Origin of the sequence: Saccharomonospora iraqiensis subsp. paurometabolica YIM 90007 (assembly GCF_000231035.2) — a bacterium.
Classification (GTDB): domain Bacteria; phylum Actinomycetota; class Actinomycetes; order Mycobacteriales; family Pseudonocardiaceae; genus Saccharomonospora; species Saccharomonospora paurometabolica.
Genome location: NZ_KI912250.1, coordinates 32,908 through 54,167 on the forward strand (window position 1 = coordinate 32,908; position 21,260 = coordinate 54,167).

Below are 21,260 nucleotides of genomic sequence, written 5' to 3' on the forward strand. Positions count from 1 at the left end.
GCCGCCACCGCCGGGGTGCCGGCGTCGGCCGTGCGGCGGGCGTTCATGCTCTCCGGTCGCCTGCCCGCCACGGCGCACGCCGCGCTCACCGGCGGGGTCACGGCTCTGGAGCACTTCGGGATCGAGCTCGGCAGACCGGTGCGACCCATGCTGGCCGCGCCGGCCGGGTCACTCGACGACGCGCTCACCGCCATCCCCACCGCGGCGGTGGAGTACAAGCTGGACGGCGCACGCATCCAGGTACACCGCACCGGCGACGACGTCCGCGTCTTCACCCGCACGCTGCGCGAGGTCACCGCGAGCGTCGGCGAGCTGGCGGACCTGGTGCGGTCCCTGCCGTGCACCTCGGCCGTACTCGACGGCGAGACCCTCGCGCTGACCGACGAGGGCAGGCCCCGCCCGTTCCAGGAGACGATGTCCCGCTTCGGCAGCACCCGGGACGAGCAGGTGCGCGCCCTGCTGCTGCGTCCGTACTTCTTCGACTGCCTGCACCTGGACGGCACCGACCTGCTCGACGCGCCGCTGCGTGAGCGCCGCGCGGCGCTGCGCCGGGTCGCGCCGGACCACGTCGTGCCCGGTGCGGCCGAGCCGGAGGACCCGTCGGCGATCCTGACCGCGTCCCTTCAGGACGGGCACGAGGGCGTGCTCGTCAAGGCGCTCGACTCCCCCTACGCCGCCGGGCGCCGCGGCCGGGCGTGGCTCAAGGTCAAACCCGCGCACACCCTCGACCTGGTGGTTCTCGGTGCCGAGTGGGGGCACGGACGCCGCACCGGCACCCTGTCGAACCTGCACCTCGGCGCCCGGGACCCGGACGGCGGCCCGCCGGTCATGGTCGGCAAGACGTTCAAGGGACTCACCGACGAACTGCTGGCCTGGCAGACGGAGACGCTGCCCCGCTACGAGACCCACCGGGACGGCTGGACGGTGTACCTGCGCCCGGAGCTGGTCGTGGAGATCGAACTGGACGGGGCGCAGGTCAGCCGCCGGTACCCGGGCGGCGTCGCGCTGCGGTTCGCCCGGGTGCTGCGCTACCGCCCGGACAAGGACCCCGCCGACGCCGACACGATCGACGCCGTCCGCGCGATGCTGCGCGGCGGGACCGCCCCGGCCGGGTCACCCGGTGGTGAGTGACACCGGCCGCGCGGAGCACGTAACCTGGACCCTCGTGCAGTTTCTGGATGGCCACCGGCCCGCTCACGATCTGACCTACGACGACGTCTACCTGCTGCCGAACCGCTCGGGGGTCGAGTCGCGCTTCGACGTCGACCTCTCCACCGTCGACGGCACGGGCACGACCGTCCCGGTGGTCGCGGCCAACATGACGGCCGTGGCCGGGCGGCGCATGGCCGAGACGCTCGCCCGCCGCGGCGGCCTGGTGGTGCTGCCGCAGGACGTCGACGCCGAGGCGGTCGCCGACATCACCGCGTGGGTGAAGGACCGGCACACCGTGTGGGACACCCCGCTGGTGCTCACCCCGAACGACGCCGTCGCCGACGCCCTCAACCTGATCGGCAAGCGCGCGCACGGCGCGGTGGTGGTCGTCGACTCCGAGGGCCGCCCGGTGGGTGTGGTCGACGAACAGGCCTGCGCGGGGGTCGACCGCTTCGCCCGGCTGGCCGAGGTGCTGGACCCCTCGGTGTGGACGTGCCCGCTGGGCACCGAGCCGCGCGAGGTCTACGAACGCCTGCACGAACACGGCGAGCCCCTGGCCGTCGGCGTGGACGACCACGGCCGCCTGGCCGGGGTGCTCACGCAGGTCGGCGCCCTGCGCGCGAGCATCTACGACCCCGCCGTCGACGCCCGGGGCAGGCTGCGTATCGGCGCCGCCGTCGGGGTGAACGGCGACGTCGCCGCGAAGGCGAAGGCCGTGCTGGACGCCGGGGTCGACGTGCTCGTGGTGGACACCGCGCACGGACACCAGGAGAAGATGCTCGCGGCGTTGCGGGCGGTGCGCTCGGTGTCGCCGCAGGTGCCGGTGGTGGCGGGCAACGTGGTCACCGCGCAGGGCACGCGCGAGCTCATCGAGGCGGGCGCCGACGTGGTGAAGGTGGGCGTGGGCCCCGGGGCGATGTGTACGACGCGGATGATGACCGGCGTCGGCCGTCCGCAGTTCTCGGCGGTGCGCGACTGCGCGGCGGCAGCCCGCGAGCTGGGCAAGCACGTGTGGGCCGACGGCGGGATCCGCCACCCGAGGGACATCGCCCTGGCGCTGGCCGCGGGCGCCTCGGCGGCGATGGTCGGCTCGTGGTTCGCCGGCACTCACGAGTCCCCCGGCGACCTCCGTTACGACGAGCAGGGCAGGCCGTACAAGGAGTCGTTCGGGATGGCGTCCAAGCGCGCGGTCACCGCGCGCACCCGCACCGACAACGCCTACGAACGCGCCCGCAAGGCGCTGTTCGAGGAGGGCATCTCGTCGTCCCGGATGGCGCTGGACCCGCAGCGGCCAGGTGTGGAGGACCTGCTCGACTCGATCACGGCCGGGGTGCGGTCCGCCTGCACCTACGCGGGTGCGGCGACCTTGGAGCAGTTCCACGAGCGCGCGGTGCTCGGCGTGCAGTCGGCGGCGGGCTTCGCCGAGGGCAGGCCGCTGCCCACCGGCTGGTGACGACGCACGTCGGTCCGCCGCCCAGGAGTGTCGACTCGCGGTCATGGAGTGTCGACTCGCGGGCGTGAGATGGCGACTCGCGGGCACCGGGTGGCGACTCGCGGGGCCGGTCGGTCCGGGTGTGAGCGCGGTGCTCACACCCGGACCGGGGGGGTCAGTGCTGTTCCAGCATCTCGGTGACCAGGGCCGCGATCGGGGAACGCTCGGAGCGGGTCAGCGTGAGGTGGGCGAACAGCGGGTGACCCTTGAGCTTCTCGATCACCGCGGCGACGCCGTCGTGCCGGCCCACCCGCAGGTTGTCCCGCTGCCCGACGTCGTGGGTGAGCACCACCCGGGAGGCGCTGCCCAGCCGGGACAGCACCGTCAGCAGCACGTTGCGCTCCAGCGACTGGGCCTCGTCGACGATGACGAACGCGTCGTGCAGCGAGCGGCCGCGGATGTGGGTCAGCGGCAGCACCTCCAGCATCCCGCGGTCGAACACCTCGTCCACGACCTCCTGGCTGACCAGCGCGCCGAGGGTGTCGAACACGGCCTGCGCCCAGGGCTGCATCTTCTCGTTCTCGCTGCCGGGCAGGTAGCCGAGGTCCTGCCCGCCCACCGAGTACACCGGGCGGAACACGACCACCTTCCGGTGCATCCGCCGTTCGAGCACGGCCTCCAGTCCCGCGCACAGCGCCAGGGCCGACTTGCCGGTGCCCGCCCGGCCGCCGAGGGAGACGATCCCGACATCCGTGTCCATCAGCAGGTCGAGCGCGATGCGCTGCTCGGCCGAGCGGCCGTGCAGCCCGAACACCTCCCGGTCACCGCGCACCAGCCGGGCCCGCTTGTCCGGGGTGATCCGCGCCAGGGCGCTGGAGCTGCCCGCGAGCAGCCGCAACCCGGTGTGGCAGGGCAGTTCCGCCGCCTCGGGACGGCCGTAGTCGCCGAGGTCGGCCTCCCCACCGGAGAACAGGGCGTCGAGGGCCTCCTGCGGCACGTCCAGGTCGGCCATCCCGCTCCATCCCGAGGAGGTGACCTCCTCGGCGCGGTACTCGTCGGCGGCGAGCCCGACCGCACCCGCCTTCACCCGCAGCGGGATGTCCTTGGTGACCAGCGTCACCGGACCCTCACTCGCCAGGTTGAGCGCGCACGCCAGAATTCGGTGGTCGTTCGAGTCGGTGCGGAAACCGGGCGGGAGCACGGTGGGGTCCGAGTGGTTCAGCTCGACGTGCACCATCCCGCCCTCGTCGGTGATCGGCACCGGGGCGTCGAGGCGACCGTGCGTGCGTCGGAGGTCGTCCAGCAGCCGTAACGCCTCCCGGGCGAACCAGCCGAGCTCGGGGTGGTGGCGCTTGGCCTCCAACTCGTTCACCACGACGAGCGGCAACACCACACTGTGCTCGGCGAACCGGGTCATCGCCCACGGGTCCGACAACAACACGGACGTGTCCAGCACGAACGTCCGCACTGCCGGGTCGGTGGACTCTCCTGAGTCGGAGGAGGCTCCCGCAGCTCCGGAGCTGTCGGGGGCCGGGCGGCCGACGGCCTTTCGGGGTAAACGCTGCGCAGTCACGACGGCATCTCCCTCGGGGGCGTTGGCACCACGCCCGCACTCGCTGGGCCGGGCACTGCCCTGGCTGGCCGGAGCCTCGACGCCGGGGCGTCAGGGCGTACGGCCACGAGGGCCCGGTGCCGGCCCCCTCGTGCGCTTCGTGAACGGGTGGATCGCTCGTGCGACCACCGTTCGCTCAACCACTGCCACGACCAGGGCCTCCCGTGACGATCCACCTGGGTTCGTGGACCGTCACCACGGAAGCTACCCCCGGCGGACCGGGAACGCAGACGGCCAGGTAGGTGAAACGGCGGACGCGAATCTCACGTTTAGTGAGCAAATGTCACGACACCGGGTGATCGACGCGAGAATTAATACTCCGTTCATGCGCCGTATCGACGGTTGCGCACCGCATAGTCACGCAGAGCACGCAGGAAGTCGACCCGGCGGAACGCCGGCCAGTAGGCCTCGGTGAACCAGAACTCCGAATGCGCCGACTGCCACAGCAGGAAACCGGACAACCGCTGCTCCCCCGAGGTGCGGATGATCAGATCCGGGTCCGGCTGGCCGGAGGTGTAGAGGTGCTCGGAGATGTGGTCGACGTCGAGCGTCTTCGCCAACTCCTCGATCGAGGTGCCCTCGTCGGCGTGCTGCTGCAGCACCTTGCGCACCGCGTAGGCGATCTCCTGGCGTCCGCCGTAGCCGACGGCGACGTTGACCACCATGCCGTTGCGGTGGTCGGTGCGCTGCGCGGCAGCCGTGAGCCGGGCGGAGACCTCGGTGGGCAGCATGTCCAGCGCCCCGACCATGGACACCTTCCACGGGTTGCCGGGCTGGGCCAGCTCGTCCACCACATCCGGGATGATCTCCAGCAGCGCGGCGACCTCCTCGTTCGAGCGGTGCGCCACGTTGTCGGTGGACAGCAGGAAGAGCGTGACCACCTCGACCTTCGACTCCCGGCACCAGCCGAGGAAGTCGACGATGCGCTGCGCACCCACCCGGTGCCCACCGTTGACGTCGGTGAACCCGGCCTCCCGGGCCCACCGGCGGTTGCCGTCGAGGATGATGCCGATGTGCCGGGGGCGCCGCCCGGCGGCCTGCTGCCGCAGGCGCCACGAGTAGGCGGTGTAGACGACGCGGGAGAGGAACGACCGGAGGCTCACGTCCCGTGAGCGTACGCGTGGCGGTTGACGTGATGTACGCCGTCCTCCGGTGCCGTACCGGTGCGTGCGTCGCCTACGCTTCCGTAGCCTGGTCGACGTGAGCGTACCGACGCGGAACGACCCCGATCCGGCATCCACGAACACCCCCGTCGACACCCGCCCACGGCTGCGGGGACATCTGCACTTCTGGAGCTTCTTCGGCGCGGTCGCGGCGGGTGCGGTGCTCATCGCGCTGGCGGCGTCGACGGTGTCCGGCACGGCCGCCCTGGCGACGTCGGTCTACGGCGCGACCGTGCTCGGCGTGTTCGGCGTGAGCGCGCTCTACCACCGCCGCCTCTGGAGTCCGCGCGCCTACGCCTGGATGAAGCGCGCCGACCACTCGATGATCTTCCTGTTCATCGCGGGCACCTACACCCCGTTCACCCTGCTGGCGATGTCCCAGCCGACCGGCTACATCGTGCTCGGTGTGGTGTGGGGCGGCGCGGTGGCCGGGGTGGCGCTGAAGATGCTCTGGCCGAGCGCGCCCCGCTGGGTCGGCGTGCCGATCTACATCGCCCTCGGCTGGGTGGCGGTGTTCGTGCTGCCGGAACTGGCCGCCGCGGGCGGCATCGCGGCGGTGGTGCTGCTGCTGGTCGGCGGGGCGCTGTACACCCTGGGCGCGGTGTTCTACGCGCTCAAGTGGCCGAACTTCTGGCCGGACACCTTCGGCTACCACGAGTTCTTCCACGCCTGCACCATCGCCGCGGCCCTCACCCACTACATCGCCATCTGGCTGGCCATGTACGCCTGACGCGCGCCCGCCGATGCCCGTCCGGGCACTACCCGCCGGGACGATCGAACCAACACACGTCCCCCGGCTGAGGCCATACCCCGGCACGCTCCAACGCGGCCACCTCCCGCTCGATCCGGGCGGCGGACTCGGCCGGTCCCGTCTCCCACGCGATGAACCCCTCGGCCTCGGTGAGCGTGCCGGGGACCAGCCTCCCGTCCCGGACCAACCGCGCCGCGGCCCGCCCGGTGCGATCGAGCAGATCGTCGCTCCGGCCCGTGATCTCCCGGACCATACCCACCAGCTCAGCGAAGTAGACCCAGTCGTCCTCAGCCGCCTCCACAACACAGGCCCGCAACTCGTCCAGCACCGCTAATCCCACCCCCGCACGTTCACATGGATCTTCAGTGAGTAACCATCCCGCGTGCTGATGTCGATGGTCGGCTCGACCGTGGTCTTGGACTTGAGCCGATAGCCGATCGTGGTCCCATCCGGGAGTACCAGCAACCGGCCCGCGTACGTCGGCTTCTCGATCTCTTCACCGCCGGCTGACAGGACATCGAACAGTCGGTTCAGCTCTTCGACGGAGCGCACCTCGCGGATCGGCCTCCGCTTCAACCGCTCAGGCGGTCTCCCGATCGCACGGCCCTGGTCACGTGCGTGCCCGGCGGCGGTCGTGCCACGCCAGGAACCGACGGTGACGGCACGGCAGTGATCTTCGGTAGCTGGCGCGTCGAGTGTTGGCCTGGCCGCAGCGTTGCCCCCGAGGGAGAGCAGGTACTGCTGCACAATGCTCCTGACGCGAGCAGCGTTCTCCCAGGTCTGATTCATCGCGCTCTGCGCCCCGTTCAGCGCCGCCAATGCTTGGTCAGCGTCCGGAGCGCTCGCACCATGCCAGACCTGCGTCAGTAGCTGAGTGGACTCCTCCACCGATTTCGAAGCATGCTTCAGCCCCTGCAGCGCGTCGTTCAGCAGCGCTAGCACAACGTGCAGCTGTTCGAGTACCTCCTCCAGTGCCGATGACAATCGGCCCCTCCTCATCGGAACAGCGCGCGCCGGGCGATTCGCCCATGAGCCTGCCGAGCCCCCGTGGGTCACACCCCTCCACGGTCGTCGGTCACGTACTCGTCGCCTCGTCGGGGTCGCTCTCCAGTTCGTCGGCCTTACGCCGTTCCCGGTTGACCCAGTACAGCGCCTCGTGGTGATGCCCCCGGTCGATCTCGGCGACCTCCGCGTACACCCGCGCACTACGTCGGTAGTACGCCCGCCATGCCTGTACCGAAGCGTCCGATGAAGGACGCTCGGCCACCAAGAGGTCGTGGGCCTGCATCAAGGTCCGTACTTGCGGTGCGGTGCTCTCCGCCACCTTCCACACCCCTCCAGGCCGCCTACGGTCACTCTCCCTGCTCGGCACCCGTACTCACCGGTTCACGTTCAACCCACTCGGCCAGCTCGGCCGCGTCGCGCAACTCGCGCAGGAACTTCGCGAAGTCCGGCCACAAGACCGAGTCCTCCGGCGTCTCGATCGTCAGACAGTCCGGATCGGCGTAGACCACCATCGTGGCCGTCTCGTCCACGAAGCAGAACGCCCTCTTCCGTGTTCCCGCCGTCGCCGCAGAACCGGGGCTGAACGTCACGTTGAACGGCACATCCATTCCTTCCTGGCCGGGCCCACGTTCAGGGCCTCTGCAACCAGGAGAACGTGGAATCGCACCGACAACCCGGACAAACTGTCCGGGCTGCTCATCACTCGGTGCTGAGCAGGCCGTCACCAGTAGTGACCCGCTCGACGGCGTCGAGAATGCGCTCCCAGGGAAGGTCCTTACCCGGCGCTTCGCGAGGCTCGTGCAGGGGCCAGTACTCCTCGCCCGTCAGCAGATGTACTCCGGCGCTCCGTAGCGCCGCGATGTGCGACTCCCACGCGGGCTGACGCGTGTGGGCAGCGTTGATGCGAGGAAAGGCGACCACCGGCACCACCTGCCCGCCGATGGCCTCGCATATCGTGGTCAACGCCTGGTTGTCCGCCAAGCCGAGCGCCATCTTCGCGACCGTGTTCGCCGAGGCCGGACACACCAGGTAGCAGTCAATCGGAGGATGCGGACTCGACTCCCCCGGTAACCGAGGCCCCACCCGACACAGCAACCCGGTCGTCTCCTCGATCCGGCCCCGTTCCCCGTCAACGTCAAGCCACGTTCCGGCGGTAGGAGTCACTGTGACCGCGACCTGCCACCCCCGGGCGATCGCGGGCTCCACCAGGCATGACCGGAGGTGTTCGAGACCACCGGCGGCCGAGCCGATCAGCCCGAGCGTGCGGGTGCTCATCGCACCGCCCGGCACCGCTCTGCCAACCCCAGCAACGGTGACGACCTGCCGTTACTGACCGGCGAACGGCGATACATGGTCCGCACGACCTCCCGCACCATCGACGAGTGACGCACCAACTGCGGCGACTTCTCCTCAGCGTCCAACAGCATGTCCGTCGCCTCATCATCGCGCGCCAGCATGCTCAGAGCACGAGCAACGTCAATGGCGTGCGTGACCCGCCGCTCCACCGGCAAGTGCGTCGGCCGCACCGCGCGGCCCCGCTCGACCACATGCGCTACGTCCCCCAGGTCAAGAGCCGCCGACAGTCGGTGCAACTCGACATTCGCCGGGCCGAACCCGGTCTGCCAGTAGTTCTCGTCCTCACCCAGACGCCGCGCCGCCTCCCCGGCCTGTCCGAGCAGTTCCGTCGCCGTCCGCCGATCCTGCCGACGGGCCGCCGCCACCGCCGTCCGCAGGAACAGCATCCCGTACAAGCTCAACGCACCGGGATCACCCTCGCGCAGCTGAGGCGTCATCCACCGAGCCGCGGTCTCCCCCAGACTCAGCGCCTCATCAAACCGGCCCACCGCCAGCAGCGCGTGTGTCCCGGCCCGCGCCGCCGACGCCAACACCAACGCATCCTCGGACTGATCCGCCGCCTGCATCGCCCGCTCCGCCGCGATCCACGACAGGTCCGCCTCACCGACCTTGCTCAACGTCGTCGCCGCCAGGTGATGAATCCGAGCCGACACCGCGAACGCCCGCCGCGCGCACGCCGGACGCCCCGCCGCACCCTGCTCCAACTGCAGCGCAGACCTCAACAACCCCGGCAGCAACGACACCACATGCCCCACCTTGCCGTGCTGATACTGGTTCCACGCCTCCTCAGCCACCCGAGCCACCGGCTCCGTGTCCACATACTCCGGCTGCAACCCACCACCGAACAACGTGCGCGACAACCGCTGAGGAGACATCAACGCATCACGAACCGCCGGAGCATCATCGTTATCGTCCTCATCCTCGAACAACACCGGCTCGCCCAGCAGATCGTTCAGCGTCACCCGCAACTGCCGCGCCAGCTCCACCACGACATCAAGGCGGTTGACCTGCCGCTCACCACGCTCAATCTTGCTGATCCAGTCTTCGGACTTGCCCATCAACCCAGCAAGCACCGCCTGCGACAAACCACGACGCCGCCGATAGAACGACACCCGCTCACCAACGCTCAGGTCCTCACCAGCGCCCCGCATGCGAGCAAGCGTACGCGCCCGAGCATACGCGGTGAAGAGTTCCAGCAATGGTCTCCTGTGTTGGCGACCGCTTGCTGTCGTGATATCGGGTATCGCTGCAGCTTCGCCTTGTGCAAGTATATCCGACGAAAGCAGGCGCCATGCGGGAACGCTCCGTATGTGTACTTGCGTCCGCAGTAAGATACGGCTACAACTTCAAGCATAGGAAACCAACATGCACACCCCTGAGGAGCGCTCGTGAATATCGTATCATTTTTCAACCATAAGGGCGGGGTTGGTAAAACTACGCTCGTCTTCAATATCGGCTTAGCGTTAGCAAGAAAAGGTCACCGTGTTTTATTTGTGGACCTAGACCCACAGACTAATCTCTCAAGTGTTGCGCTTTCTGACGACACACTCGAAAGCGCAGTATCCTCAGCTACCACCATCCGTGATTGTCTTCAACCCTTGGTTGAGCGGTCTGGAGACGTTATTGCAGTAGACCCCATCAAGATCCGCGACACCGCATGGGTACTCCCAGGGCATATACAACTCAGCCAGTTTGAAGAGATTGCTCCGACGGGGTGGACTGAAGCCGTGGCTGGGAACCCTGGCGGTTTCCGCACAAGTACTGCCGTGTACCGACTGGTGACGAGAATCGCTTCATCTATCGCTGCTGATTACGTGCTGATGGATCTTGGCCCTAATGTTGGTTCACTCAATAGAACGGCAATCCTCGCATCTTCAGGGTTTGTAATTCCCCTCGCCCCTGACTTGTTTTCCCTGACAGCACTGGAAAGCGTGGGGTCGAGCGTGTCTCTTTGGATTCCCGAATGGGAAGCAGCAATTAGCGCATTACAACGAAGGGCAATCGACTTCTCATTCGACCTTCCCATCGGGAAACCGGCACCACTCGGATATATCAGCCAACAATTCACTGTCTATCGTCAAGAGCCTGCAGCAGCGTACCGGCGATGGAACAGTAAAATTCCAAGAAAGTACGAAGACGGGATTGTGAAACCTTTGAAAAGCGTTGGATCTCACGTTCCGTCAGGATCATATTCGTTGGGCGAGGTTAGAAACCTGTCAAGCCTCGTTCCGATAGCCCAACAAACTAACAAGGCAGTTTTCGAGCTTAGCGGCGTAGAAGCGCGAGGGGCGCAACATACGCGCGCGAAAGACACTTATGAACTATTCAGCGGCTTGGCAACAGATATCGCTACACGTGTTAACGAAGTTATGGATGCATGACGATGTCGATTTTTCTAGACACCAGCGTACTCCCTCGTAAGGGAGCGCTACGTAATCCAATCATGTCAGCACTACTACTGATATCCAGAAGAAAGGAGATCAGCGTATGCCTTCCATCAATCGTTCTAGACGAGGCTTTGAGTGCAAGAGTCCGAGAATTCGAGCATTCGGCAGAAACCTTACTTCAAGCTTACAACAAAGCAAACAAGTACACACCCTTAGGGCCGATCTACGTCCCACATCCGATCGAAGTGCAAGAAAGTTGGCGTGGAGAGTTGATCGAAACGTTCTCCATCGTAGCGATTGATGCTGAAGATGCGGCGGAAGCCTTGTCAAGGGAAGCACTCCGCGTGAAACCTGCTAGCGGAGGTCGCGGAGGTCGAGATTCCGCAATATGGTTGACCATAAGACGTCACCACCTCAGCTCTGGCGGACCAACATACTTCGTTTCAGACAATACCGACGACTTCGCAGACCAAAGCAAAAGAGAACTAGATTTGCAACTGAAAGAAGAGTTGGGTGCCGCCGCTGACAATTTTTACTATTACAAATCGCTGTATGACCTCGTGGAGGCGATGGCGACTAAAATAACAGAGGACCCTATTGATGAAGAGATTTTCAAGAAAGCACTGCAAGAAAATGAAGTTAACATTATTGATGCCGCCTTAAGATCAAACTCGACAGAATTTGTATTCTTCAATGAGGCGCTTACAGATGACGCTGTACGGCGCGGAACACGACGATCATACGCTGTGGAGGATACAGTACTCGCGGACATAGAGGCGGATCTGGTGCTGACCGGATACGCAGATGATCACGATTATTCGGACGTCGAGAGACGAGTTACAGTGCGAATGTGGATAGAGGTATCTACCGAGTCAGATGAACTGCTTTCCACTGAGCTAGGGTCTGTTTCGGTTTTTTCGAGAGAGACCGACTCCTAGTTGCCGAACACGCCTCTATGGGCTCAAGGGGTGCCGCCAACAGCATCGCCCTGCCACGCATCCCGGCACCTAGCAGGGCGATGCTTTTGATGAATATGACTGCAGGCGGCGATCCTCGCCCTGGGTTTGCGGCGGGACACCTGCCTTTCCGCGAACCCAAGGAATACCGTTGCCAGACGCAGGAGTCGGGTAGCGTCGTCTCGGTCGCCGCAGGTGAGAAGAACAGCAAGCGGGACGGCGCTGCCGTCTTAGATCCTCCATTCGATGTGGGCGCGCGGCAAGGAGATCACTGAGTGAAGGACCTGGACGCGCTGTTGGCCACCGCACGGGATGCCGCTGCCATCGGCGCCCGACTCATGACCACCCGGCATCCCGGAACCGTTCGCGCCAAGGGCGACCGGGACTACGTCACCGAGCTGGACGTGCGCATCCAGCACGAGATCCGGGACTTCCTGGCCCGGACCACGCCGGATATCGACTTCCTCGGCGAGGAGGACGGCGGTGGCACGATCGAGGAGAGCACCGGCGCCGTGTGGGTGCTCGATCCCATCGACGGCACCTCCAACTTCGCCCACGGTATCCCGCTCTGCGCCACCTCACTCGCGCTCGTCCACCACGGCGAACCCGTCGTCGGCGTCGTCACCGCGCCTTTCCTCAACCTGCGGTATCACGCCGTCGAAGGGGGTGGTGCCTACTGCAACAACGAACGAATCCACGCCAGCACCACCACCGAGTTGCACCGCGCGATCGTCTCCCTCGGCGACTACGCCACCGGCGAGGGAGCGTTCGAGAAGAACGAACATCGCTTCGCCGTCACCCGCGCCCTGGCCGAGAACGTCGAACGGGTCCGCATGTTCGGTGCGGCCTCCCTCGACCTCGCCTGGGTGGCCCAGGGCCGGACCGACTGCTGCGTCATCCTGTCCAACAACCCCTGGGACACGGCAGCCGGAGTACTGATAGCTACTCAGGCGGGCGCAACGGTGGTCAATACCGACGGAAAGAAGCATTCTGCGCGATCCACTGCCACGATCGGTTCGAACGGCGTGCTCGTCGACTCTCTGCTCAGAACCACCGCTGGCGCAGGCGGCTGATCACCGTACTCGTTCGTCGACCCGACTGAGTGTGCTGATCGTCCTACGCGCTTCCCGTTGCGCTCCAACCCGCCACCCGGGCGTCGGCCGGTACCGGTTTCCCGTTCACGCCCCGCGCCGCAGCGCGGCGTCGACGTGGTCAGCCAATGATCCGCGGGCCACCGGGCCGTGGCCGGGGACCAGCGTGTCGGCCCGCACGTCGCGCAGGGACTCCAGGCTGGTGCGCATCCGCGCCTCGTCGGTGTTGAACACGCCCGGCAGCAGTTGCGGCCCCTCGCCGAGCGTCGCGAGCGGGTGTCCGGTCACCAGGGCATCGCCGGAGAAGAACACCCCCGAATCCGGCATCAGGTAACCGGTGTGCCCGGTCGTGTGGCCGGGGACGGACACCGGAACCAGCCGGCCGGGGACGTCGAGGGCGACGTCGAACTCTGCGGTGTTCACCTCGGACAGCGCCATCCTGGCGTGCGGGAGCACCGCGCGCAGGGTCTGCGCCACCCACTGCACACCGCGCAGGTGCCGACACTGGCCGAGCATCTCACCCGGCGTGATCTGCTGGAGGTACTCGCGGCACGCGTGCCGCGCCTCCTCCGCCCCGGTGTACACCGGAGTGCCGTACCGCGAGGTGAAGGTGGGGATGCCGCCCATGTGGTCCAGGTGGGCGTGGGTGAGCACGATCGCGGCCACGCTCTCCGGGCGTTTGCCGATCCCGGCCAGCGACTCCAGCACGGCCCCGGCGTCGTTCGGGTAGCCCGCGTCCACCAGCGTGACGGAATCGCCCTCGGTGACCAGAGCCCAGTTGACGTTGGTGCCGGTGGCCAGGTGGACATGGTCGTCGACCCGCGTGAGCTGCATCGTGTCCCCTGTCGGTCCGGGCGGCGCATGACTCGGCGGGGTGAGCATAGAGCGTGCCCGGACGATTTTCGAGGGCGCGCACCCCACCTCGACGGGTACGGTCCCGCGGATGACCGACACTGACGACGCCCTGGACCACGTGATCGACGCCGAGCTGCGGCTGCTGACGCCGGAGGTGCGGTGCGACGCCGACGAGGTGGCGCGGCTGTTGCACCCCGGGTTCGTCGAGATCGGCTCGTCCGGGCGCCGGTGGAGCCGGGAGGAGATGCTCGCGGCCATCGGCGGGATGTTCACCGAGGCCGACCGCCCGCGGGCCCGCGAGGTGGACGCCACGCGCCTCGCTGAGTCGGTCGTGCTGGTCACCTACCTCACCGAGCATCCCGGCCGCCGCGTGCGCCGCAGCTCGCTGTGGCTGCGGGACGTCGACGGCACCTGGCGGCTGTCCTTCCACCAGGGAACGGTCGTCCCCGGCGCCGACGAGCGGCCGTGACCGGGAAGCTCAGGTGGACTCGGTCAGTCGGGCGGCCAGCGACTTCGGGGCGACGAGCCGGTAGGCGTCGGTGACGATCTCGGTGACCTCGGCCCAGTCGACGTCGACGTCGAGTCGGACGCCGAGCCACCCGCGGTGCCCCACGTAGGGCGGGCGGAAGAACCGTTCCGGATCCTCGGCCACCAACTCCTCCTGCACCCCGGCCGACGCCGGGCACCAGAACGCGACCCGGTCGTCGTGGTGGTGGTCGGCGTAGGTCGCCAGGGTCTTCTTCCCCCGGACGAACCAGGCGGGCTCACCGTGGCTGAGCCGTTCGCTCACCTCCGGCAACGCCAGGCAGATGCGGCGCAACGCTTCCAGCGGATCCTCGGGCACGAGACCATTGTCCCCACATCGCGGTGATCCGGCAGTCAACCGAGGCCCCGAGGTCAAAGACCGATGACAGTCACCAACTCGCCGAGTCCGGCGAAGTCGGACGGGTTGCGCGTGACCAGCGGCCAGCCGTGCGCACCGGCGACGGAAGCAATCTGGAGGTCCGCCAACCGTCTGCGTGGCTGACGTCCTCCGGCACGGACTCGTGCGTATACATGGCCGTAGAACCGCGCGGCTCCCGCGTCGAACGGAATCGGCACGAAGCTGCTCTCCACCCACTGCAATCGACGCAGCCGCGCAGCACGTTCGTCCTCCGTGCTCGCTGCGAACACTCCGGCAGACAGTTCGGCCAGCGTAATCGCACTGAGGTACGCCGCCCCGTCCGGGAGAGACGTCGGGGATAGCCCGTCCCCCACGTCGATGACGACATTCGTGTCGAGCAGGAACGACGAGGGGGCCTCACTCATCTAACACGACGTCGCTGTCCACCACGGCGTCCAGGTCCTCCCGCAGCCGCTCCGCATCGACCGGCGGCAACGTCGCCACAGCAGCGGCGATCTCGGCGCGCGTCTGGTACGCACGCTTCTGGGCAGGGATCACCTGGGCTGTGGGCGTGTGACCACGAACGACCGTGAAATGCTCACCATGTTCGACCCTGTTGAGGATGTGGGAGCTGTGGTTCCGCAGCTCACTGGGTGTGATCTCCGTCATGCGTGCATCTTAGCATTCTTGCTAAGTTCTGTCGCCGTGTTCGACCCCCAACGCGCGAAAGGCGGGTGACGACCAAGCTCGGTCGTCACCCGCCTCGGAGTCGCACGGGCTCAGTCGCGGCCCGCCGGGACCGGCTCCGCCCGGTCCGGGTCCTCCGGTGGGTCCGCCGGGGCGTCGGCCGACGGTCCGGCCGAGCCACGCAGGAACCGCCGCTCGTCGCTGACCTCGCGGTTGAGTGCCTTGTACAGGCCCCAGGCCACGAAGAACATGACGAACGAGAACGGCAGGCCCATGATGATGGTGGCGTTCTGCAGCGTCGGCACGCCGCCGACCAGCAGCATCGCCAGGGTGATCAGCCCGATCGCGATCGACCAGAACACCCGCACCCACGGGCGCGCGTCGGTGGTCGGCGTCGCCAGGCGCGAGGTGAGGTTACTCAGCACCAGTGCGCCCGAGTCGGCCGAGGTGACGTAGAACAGCAGGCCCACCACCGTGGCCAGGCCCGCGGTGAACGTCACGCCCGGGTACTGGGCCAGCAGCGTGTAGAAGCCCTCCTCGGGGGCGTTCATCGCGGTCTCGCCGAACTCGCCGTTGCCGCCGCGCACGAGGCCCAGCGCGGCGTTGCCGAAGATCGACAGGAAGGTCGCCGTGAACAGGAACGGGATCACCAGCGTGGCCGCCACGAACTGGCGGACCGTGCGGCCCCGCGAGATGCGCGCCAGGAACAGGCCCACGAACGGCGCCCAGGCGATCCACCAGGCCCAGAAGAACAACGTCCACGCGTTGAGCCACGCGGTCGGCTGGTCGTAGGCGAAGGTGTCCAGCGTCATGTCGGTGAAGCCGCTGACGTAGTCGCCGATGTTCAGCACCAGGCCGTTGAGCAGGTACAGCGGGTCACCGCTGAACAGGATGAAGCCCATCAGCACGATCGCGAGCACGACGTTGAGCTGGGACAACCGCCGGATACCACGGTCGACACCGGCCACCGCCGACAGCGTCGCCATCACCACGGCGAGCGCGACCAGCCCGATCTGCGCGGCCACGCCCTGCGGGATGTCGAACAGGAAGTTCAGCCCGAAGTTCAACTGCACCACGCCGATGCCCAGCGAGGTGGCGATGCCGAACACCGTGCCCAGCGACGCGGCGATGTCCACCGTGTGTCCGGCACGTCCGTGGACGCGCTTGCCGATCAGCGGGTACAGCGAGGACCGCACCGCCAGCGGCAGGCCACGGCGGAAGGCGAAGTAGCCCAGCGCCATGCCCATCAGCGCGTACATGGCCCAGCCGGTGATGCCGTAGTGGAACAGCGTCCACACCACCGACTCGCGGGCGGCCGCCAGCGTCTCCGGGTCGCCCTGCGGCGGGTCCAGGTAGTGGGTGACCGGTTCGGCGACCGAGAAGAACATCAGGTCGACCCCGATGCCGGCCGCGAACAGCATCGACGCCCAGGCGAAGATGCCGTAGTCCGGCCGCGACTTCTCCGGTCCGAGCCGGATCGTCCCGTGTTTCGACGCGGCCAGGTAGATCACGAAGATCAGGAAAAGCGTGGCCGCGAGGATGTAGTACCAGCCGAGCCCCTCCGAGACCCAGCCGACGAGGACGCCGATCGTGCTCGCGGCGTCCTCCGGCGTGATCATCGCCCAGATGGCGATCGCCAGGATGATGACCGACGCACCGGAGAACACGGTGCGGTTGATTCCGTTGTCCGAAACCGCGGCGACACGGTTGCTCCCCCCAGGACCCTCGTCGGGCCCGTTCTCGGATCGTCGTTCGCCGGTGGTGGACACTGATTCACCCTTCCTGTCGGGAATGTCGGTAGAACGGGGTCTCCGCGGGCGGAAGCGGAGTGTCACCCCGGATGAGGTCAGCGGCCTTCTCGGCGAGCATCATCACCGGCGCGTAGATGTTGCCGTTGGTGAGATAGGGCATGGCCGAGGCGTCGGTGACGCGCAGGCCGCTGGTGCCGTGCACGCGCATCGTCGTGGGGTCGACGACGGACATGTCGTCGACGCCCATCCGTGCGGTGCAGGACGGGTGGTAGGCCGTCTCGGCGTCGCGGGCCACCCAGTCGAGGATCTCCTCGTCGGTGCGGACGTCCGGGCCGGGCGAGATCTCGCCGCCGTTGTACGGGTCGAGGGCAGGTTGCCGCAGGATCTCCCGGGCCACCCGGATCGCCTCGACCCACTCCCGGCGGTCGTTCTCGGTCGAGAGGTAGTTGAACCGCAGTGCGGGCTTGCGCTTCGGGTCGGCGGAGGTGATCCGCACGTTGCCCCGCACGTCCGAGTACATCGGTCCGATGTGGACCTGGTAGCCGTGCGGGGTGTCGACCTCGGTCCCGTCGTAGCGCACCGCCAGCGGCAGGAAGTGGAACATCAGGTTGGGGTAGTCCACCGTGTCGTTGCCGCGGACGAAGCCGCCCGCCTCGAAATGGTTCGTCGCTGCGGGGCCGCTGCGGTTGAACAGCCACTCCAGGCCGATCCTCGGCGCCCTGTGCTTCTTCAGCGACGGGTTGAACGACACCGGTTGCGTGCAGGCGTGCTGCACGTAGGCCTCCAGGTGGTCCTGGAGGTTCTCGCCGACACCGGGCAGCGCGTGCACGGTGTCGATGCCCAGCGACTCCAGGTGCGCGGGGTCGCCGACGCCGGACAGCTGCAGCAGCTGCGGGGTGTTGATCGCACCGCCGGAGAGGATCACCTCACCCGCATACACCTCCCGCGGCCCGCGACCGGGCCGGTTGTAGGACACGCCCACGGCGCGGGTGCCGTCGAACAGCACCCGGTTGACGTGCGCGAGGGTCCGCACGGTGAGGTTCGGCCGGTTCTTCACCGGGTGCAGGTACGCCCGCGCGGCCGACCAGCGGCGCCCGTTGCGGATGGCGCGGTCGAACTCGGCGAAGCCCTCCTGCCGGTAGCCGTTGACGTCGTTCGTCAGCGGGTGGCCCGCCTCCTGCGCCGCGTCGAGGAACGCCCCGAACAGCGGGTTCTCGGCCGGGCCGCGCTCCAGCCACAGCGGGCCGTCGCCCCCGCGCCACTCGTCGCCGCCCGCGCGGCAGTTCTCCATGCGCTTGAAGTACGGCAGGCAGTGCGCGTAGTCCCAGGTCTCCATCCCCGGGTCCGCGGCCCAGCGTTCGAGGTCCATCGGGTTGCCGCGCTGGAAGATCATGCCGTTGATCGAGCTGGACCCGCCGAGCACCTTGCCCCGGCCGTGATACACCCGCCTGCCGCCCATGTAGGGCTCGGGCTCGGACTCGTAGCGCCAGTCGTACAGCGGGTTGCCGATCACCATGGTGAGCGCGGCGGGCATGTGGATCAGCGGATCCCAGATCCAGTCCGGGCGACCCGCCTCCAGCACCAGCACGCTCGTGGACGGGTCGGCGCTGAGCCGGTTCGCGAGCACGCAACCGGCCGAGCCGCCGCCCACGATGACGTAGTCGTAGGTCTCCGCCACGGGGTTCAGTCCTCCTTCTCCGCGCCGGAGAACCAGCGCATCGGTGCGGGATTGATGTTCTGATAGATGTGTTTGACCTCGCGGTACTCGTCCAGTCCGGACGGACCGAGCTCCCGGCCGATCCCGGATTTGCCGAACCCGCCCCATTCGGCCTGGGGCACGTACGGGTGAAAGTCGTTGATCCAGACGGTGCCGTGCCGCAGCGCCCCGGCCACCCGTTGCGCGCGCGAGGCGTCGCCGGTCCACACGGCACCGGCGAGGCCGTACTCGGTGTCGTTGGCCAGCGCGATCGCCTCGTGCTCGTCGTGGAACCGCTCGACGGTGACCACCGGCCCGAACACCTCTTCCCGGACGGCGGTCATCTCGGAGGTGCAGTCGGCGAAGACCGTGGGGCGCAGGAAGTAGCCGTCGGCCAGCGCCGGGTCGTCCGGGCGCCCCCCGCCCGCGACCAGTCGGGCGCCCTCCTCCCGGGCCAGGGCGATGTGCCGCTCCACCTTGGCCCGGTGCTCGGCCGAGACCAGCGGGCCGCACTCGGTGTCGGCCTCGGCCCCGTTGCCGAGCCGGATCTTCTCGGCGCGTCGGGCGAGTTCGGCGACGAACGCGTCGTGCACCGAGTCCTCGACGATCAGGCGGGACCCGGCCGAGCACACCTGTCCGGAGTGGAAGAACGCGGCGGCCAGCGCGTAGTCCACGGCGGTGTCGAAGTCGGCGTCGGCGAAGACGACGTTCGGGTTCTTGCCGCCGAGTTCGAGCGCGACCCGCTTCACCCCGGGCGCCGCGGCCGCCATGATCTCGCGTCCGGTGGCGAGGCCGCCGGTGAACGAGACCAGATCCACCTTCGGGTGGCGCACCATCTCGGCGCCGACCACCGCGCCCGCACCCAGGACGAGGTTGACCACCCCGGCCGGGACACCGGCCTCGGCCAGCAGTTCCGTCAGCCGGACCGTCGACAGTGGGGTCAGCTCGCTCGGCTTGATCACCACGGTGTTACCCGCGGCCAGGGCGGGGGCGAGCTTCCACGACATCTGCAGCAGCGGGTAGTTCCACGGCGCGATCAGCGAACACACCCCGACCGGCTCGGTCACGACCCGGCTGACCACCCCGGGGTCGCCGGTGTCCACGGCCCGTCCGCCGGAGTCGGTCTCGGCGAGGCTCGCGTAGTAGCGGAACACCGCGGTGATGTCGTCGACGTCGATACCGCCCTCGACGACGGTCTTGCCGGTGTCCACGCTCTCCACCCGGGCGAGGTCCTCCCGGTCGCGCACCAGGAGGTCGGCCAGGCGGCGCAGGACCCCGGCGCGTTCGGCGGCGGACGTGGTGCGCCACGGGCCGGTGTCGAAGGCGCGCCGCGCCGCGTCGACGGCGGCGTCCACATCGGCCGGACCGGCCTCCGACACGGAGCGGAGCACGCTGCCGTCGTAGGGGTTCTCCACGGTCCGGCCGCCGGTCGACGTCGTGGCGTCGGTCCAGGATCCGTCGATGTAGAGGTCTCGCATGTGGTGGGTGTCCCCGTCCTGTCGTTCGAGTTCCGCCACGCGGTCGGCGGTCGCATAAAATTTGTGTACGTTGGTACATGCTATATGTACGTTTGTCCATAGTTGGGTGAAGGGGGTCGCGGACACCGTCTGACGTGGTGTGATGTCATGGCTGTCGACCGGCTGTGCGTGGCCGGTGCCCGGGGGTGCAGGGCGTGTCACGGAGGGGAGCAGGCAGTGACGACCGGAGAACCGACGACCGGGGAGCCGACGACCGGAGACGCGACGACGAGGGAGACGGCGACGCGGCGACGGGGGCGCGGTCCGAACGACCCCGACCGCCGCGACCGCATCGCGCGCGCGGCCATCACGGTCATCGCCGAACGCGGCATCGACGCCCTCACCCACCGTGCCGTCGCCGCGGAAGCCGGCGTCCCGCTGGGCTCGACCACCTACCACTTCGCGACGCTGGACGACCTGGTCGCCGTCGCGCTGGACGAGGCGGCCCAGCGCAGCGTCGCCGCGCTCCGCGAATGGGACCGGACACTCGCACCGGGGACGGACCCGGCGGCCGCACTGGCCGACTTCGTGCTCGCCTCGGTGACCGAGCAGCGCGAGCACACCATCGCCGAGTACAACCTCTACGCGCTCGCCCTCCAGCGCCCGCACCTACGCGCGGCGGCCGTGGCCTGGGACGACGCACTGGCCGAGGTGTTCATCGCCCGCACGGACCCGCTCACCGGCCAGATGGTGGCCACCCTCACCTGCGGCCTCCTGATGCAGGCGGTCCTGACGGACACCACCCCGTCCCGCGAACACCTGGAGTCCCTCTACCGCCGAGCCCTCCGCGACTGACCACCCACCCCTCCCCCGCGAGTCGCCACTCCGTGCCCGGCGAGTTGCCACCCAGTGCCCGCGAGTCGCCACCTCAGGTCCGCGAGTTGCCACCTCAGGTCCGCGAGATGACGCGCCGTGCTCGCGAGGTGACGCCCGAGGTCGGCGAACCGACACCGCGCCCCCGCCGGT

Annotated in this window: 23 protein-coding genes; 8 read left to right on the forward strand and 15 right to left on the reverse strand. The window is 68.0% G+C overall.

The window, feature by feature from the left end; genetic code table 11:
* Together SACPADRAFT_RS28220 and guaB1 are read left to right on the forward strand one after the other, a co-directional pair.
* The coding region (locus tag SACPADRAFT_RS28220) for an ATP-dependent DNA ligase (protein ID WP_007023293.1) at window positions 1-1,131 on the forward strand (1,131 nt) is incomplete at its 5' end.
* A gap of 34 nt (window positions 1,132-1,165) precedes the next feature.
* Window positions 1,166-2,605: a GMP reductase gene (gene guaB1, locus SACPADRAFT_RS0216220; protein WP_028662509.1), complete on the forward strand. Its 1,440-nt coding sequence runs from the start codon at window positions 1,166-1,168 to the stop codon at window positions 2,603-2,605.
* 154 nt (window positions 2,606-2,759) lie between these two features.
* On the opposite strand, the gene SACPADRAFT_RS0216225 is transcribed toward guaB1, so the two are convergent.
* Both SACPADRAFT_RS0216225 and SACPADRAFT_RS0216230 read right to left on the reverse strand, forming a co-directional pair.
* A complete protein-coding gene (locus SACPADRAFT_RS0216225) occupies window positions 2,760-4,052 on the reverse strand; it encodes a PhoH family protein (protein ID WP_407690022.1) in 1,293 nt (430 codons plus the stop codon).
* Window positions 4,053-4,519: 467 nt separating this feature from the next.
* Window positions 4,520-5,299: an isoprenyl transferase gene (locus tag SACPADRAFT_RS0216230; RefSeq protein ID WP_007023296.1), complete on the reverse strand. Its 780-nt coding sequence runs from the start codon at window positions 5,297-5,299 to the stop codon at window positions 4,520-4,522.
* 97 nt (window positions 5,300-5,396) lie between these two features.
* Between SACPADRAFT_RS0216230 and trhA the strand changes: the two genes are divergently transcribed.
* On the forward strand, window positions 5,397-6,089 hold the full coding sequence (trhA, locus tag SACPADRAFT_RS0216235) for a PAQR family membrane homeostasis protein TrhA (RefSeq protein ID WP_157577191.1): 693 nt from the start codon (window positions 5,397-5,399) through the stop codon (window positions 6,087-6,089).
* A 28-nt stretch (window positions 6,090-6,117) separates the two neighbouring features.
* Here trhA and SACPADRAFT_RS0216240 read toward each other — a convergent pair whose 3' ends face one another.
* From SACPADRAFT_RS0216240 to SACPADRAFT_RS0216265, 6 genes are all read right to left on the reverse strand, one after another.
* A complete protein-coding gene (locus SACPADRAFT_RS0216240) occupies window positions 6,118-6,450 on the reverse strand; it encodes a hypothetical protein (RefSeq protein ID WP_233357199.1) in 333 nt (110 codons plus the stop codon).
* Window positions 6,441-7,094 carry a hypothetical protein gene (locus SACPADRAFT_RS0216245; protein WP_007023299.1) on the reverse strand — a complete coding sequence of 218 codons (654 nt, stop codon included), beginning with the start codon at window positions 7,092-7,094 and terminating at the stop codon, window positions 6,441-6,443. Before SACPADRAFT_RS0216245 ends, SACPADRAFT_RS0216240 begins: the two co-directional genes overlap by 10 nt.
* A gap of 91 nt (window positions 7,095-7,185) precedes the next feature.
* The gene (locus SACPADRAFT_RS34435) at window positions 7,186-7,482 is read right to left on the reverse strand and encodes an AMED_5909 family protein (protein ID WP_324604549.1); all 297 of its coding nucleotides are present in this window, start codon (window positions 7,480-7,482) and stop codon (window positions 7,186-7,188) included.
* A complete protein-coding gene (locus SACPADRAFT_RS0216255) occupies window positions 7,463-7,723 on the reverse strand; it encodes a hypothetical protein (protein ID WP_007023301.1) in 261 nt (86 codons plus the stop codon). The genes SACPADRAFT_RS34435 and SACPADRAFT_RS0216255 overlap by 20 nt, the downstream gene beginning before the upstream one ends.
* Before the next feature lie 91 nt (window positions 7,724-7,814).
* Entirely contained in the window at window positions 7,815-8,390 is a 576-nt protein-coding gene (locus tag SACPADRAFT_RS0216260) for a flavoprotein (RefSeq protein WP_007023302.1), read from the reverse strand.
* Window positions 8,387-9,622 carry a helix-turn-helix domain-containing protein gene (locus SACPADRAFT_RS0216265; protein ID WP_028662511.1) on the reverse strand — a complete coding sequence of 412 codons (1,236 nt, stop codon included), beginning with the start codon at window positions 9,620-9,622 and terminating at the stop codon, window positions 8,387-8,389. The genes SACPADRAFT_RS0216260 and SACPADRAFT_RS0216265 overlap by 4 nt, the downstream gene beginning before the upstream one ends.
* 237 nt (window positions 9,623-9,859) lie before the next feature.
* On the opposite strand from SACPADRAFT_RS0216265, the gene SACPADRAFT_RS30690 reads away from it, so the two are divergent.
* From SACPADRAFT_RS30690 to SACPADRAFT_RS0216270, 3 genes are all read left to right on the forward strand, one after another.
* Complete coding sequence (locus SACPADRAFT_RS30690; RefSeq protein ID WP_007023304.1) at window positions 9,860-10,852, forward strand: ParA family protein; 993 nt, start codon at window positions 9,860-9,862, stop codon at window positions 10,850-10,852.
* A 2-nt stretch (window positions 10,853-10,854) separates the two neighbouring features.
* Complete coding sequence (locus tag SACPADRAFT_RS31620) at window positions 10,855-11,796, forward strand: PIN domain-containing protein (RefSeq protein WP_007023305.1); 942 nt, start codon at window positions 10,855-10,857, stop codon at window positions 11,794-11,796.
* Between the two features lie 293 nt (window positions 11,797-12,089).
* A complete protein-coding gene (locus tag SACPADRAFT_RS0216270; protein ID WP_007023306.1) occupies window positions 12,090-12,887 on the forward strand; it encodes an inositol monophosphatase family protein in 798 nt (265 codons plus the stop codon).
* Between the two features lie 105 nt (window positions 12,888-12,992).
* Here SACPADRAFT_RS0216270 and SACPADRAFT_RS0216275 read toward each other — a convergent pair whose 3' ends face one another.
* Complete coding sequence (locus SACPADRAFT_RS0216275; RefSeq protein WP_007023307.1) at window positions 12,993-13,739, reverse strand: MBL fold metallo-hydrolase; 747 nt, start codon at window positions 13,737-13,739, stop codon at window positions 12,993-12,995.
* Between the two features lie 109 nt (window positions 13,740-13,848).
* Between SACPADRAFT_RS0216275 and SACPADRAFT_RS0216280 the strand changes: the two genes are divergently transcribed.
* Complete coding sequence (locus tag SACPADRAFT_RS0216280; RefSeq protein ID WP_007023308.1) at window positions 13,849-14,229, forward strand: nuclear transport factor 2 family protein; 381 nt, start codon at window positions 13,849-13,851, stop codon at window positions 14,227-14,229.
* Between the two features lie 9 nt (window positions 14,230-14,238).
* On the opposite strand, the gene SACPADRAFT_RS0216285 is transcribed toward SACPADRAFT_RS0216280, so the two are convergent.
* The 6 genes from SACPADRAFT_RS0216285 to SACPADRAFT_RS0216310 form a co-directional block, all read right to left on the reverse strand.
* Window positions 14,239-14,604 carry an MmcQ/YjbR family DNA-binding protein gene (locus tag SACPADRAFT_RS0216285; protein WP_007023309.1) on the reverse strand — a complete coding sequence of 122 codons (366 nt, stop codon included), beginning with the start codon at window positions 14,602-14,604 and terminating at the stop codon, window positions 14,239-14,241.
* Window positions 14,605-14,657: 53 nt separating this feature from the next.
* Entirely contained in the window at window positions 14,658-15,068 is a 411-nt protein-coding gene (locus SACPADRAFT_RS0216290; protein WP_007023310.1) for a type II toxin-antitoxin system VapC family toxin, read from the reverse strand.
* A complete protein-coding gene (locus tag SACPADRAFT_RS0216295) occupies window positions 15,061-15,312 on the reverse strand; it encodes a type II toxin-antitoxin system Phd/YefM family antitoxin (protein WP_007023311.1) in 252 nt (83 codons plus the stop codon). Before SACPADRAFT_RS0216295 ends, SACPADRAFT_RS0216290 begins: the two co-directional genes overlap by 8 nt.
* Before the next feature lie 110 nt (window positions 15,313-15,422).
* Window positions 15,423-17,099 (reverse strand): choline BCCT transporter BetT, encoded by a 1,677-nt coding sequence (betT, locus tag SACPADRAFT_RS28225; protein WP_007023312.1) that lies wholly within the window; start codon window positions 17,097-17,099, stop codon window positions 15,423-15,425.
* Between the two features lie 4 nt (window positions 17,100-17,103).
* A complete protein-coding gene (betA, locus tag SACPADRAFT_RS0216305) occupies window positions 17,104-18,759 on the reverse strand; it encodes a choline dehydrogenase (RefSeq protein WP_007023313.1) in 1,656 nt (551 codons plus the stop codon).
* Between the two features lie 5 nt (window positions 18,760-18,764).
* The gene (locus tag SACPADRAFT_RS0216310; protein WP_028662512.1) at window positions 18,765-20,255 is read right to left on the reverse strand and encodes an aldehyde dehydrogenase family protein; all 1,491 of its coding nucleotides are present in this window, start codon (window positions 20,253-20,255) and stop codon (window positions 18,765-18,767) included.
* Between the two features lie 216 nt (window positions 20,256-20,471).
* On the opposite strand from SACPADRAFT_RS0216310, the gene SACPADRAFT_RS0216315 reads away from it, so the two are divergent.
* Window positions 20,472-21,089 carry a TetR/AcrR family transcriptional regulator gene (locus SACPADRAFT_RS0216315; protein WP_007023315.1) on the forward strand — a complete coding sequence of 206 codons (618 nt, stop codon included), beginning with the start codon at window positions 20,472-20,474 and terminating at the stop codon, window positions 21,087-21,089.
* The last annotated feature ends 171 nt before the right edge of the window (window positions 21,090-21,260 follow it).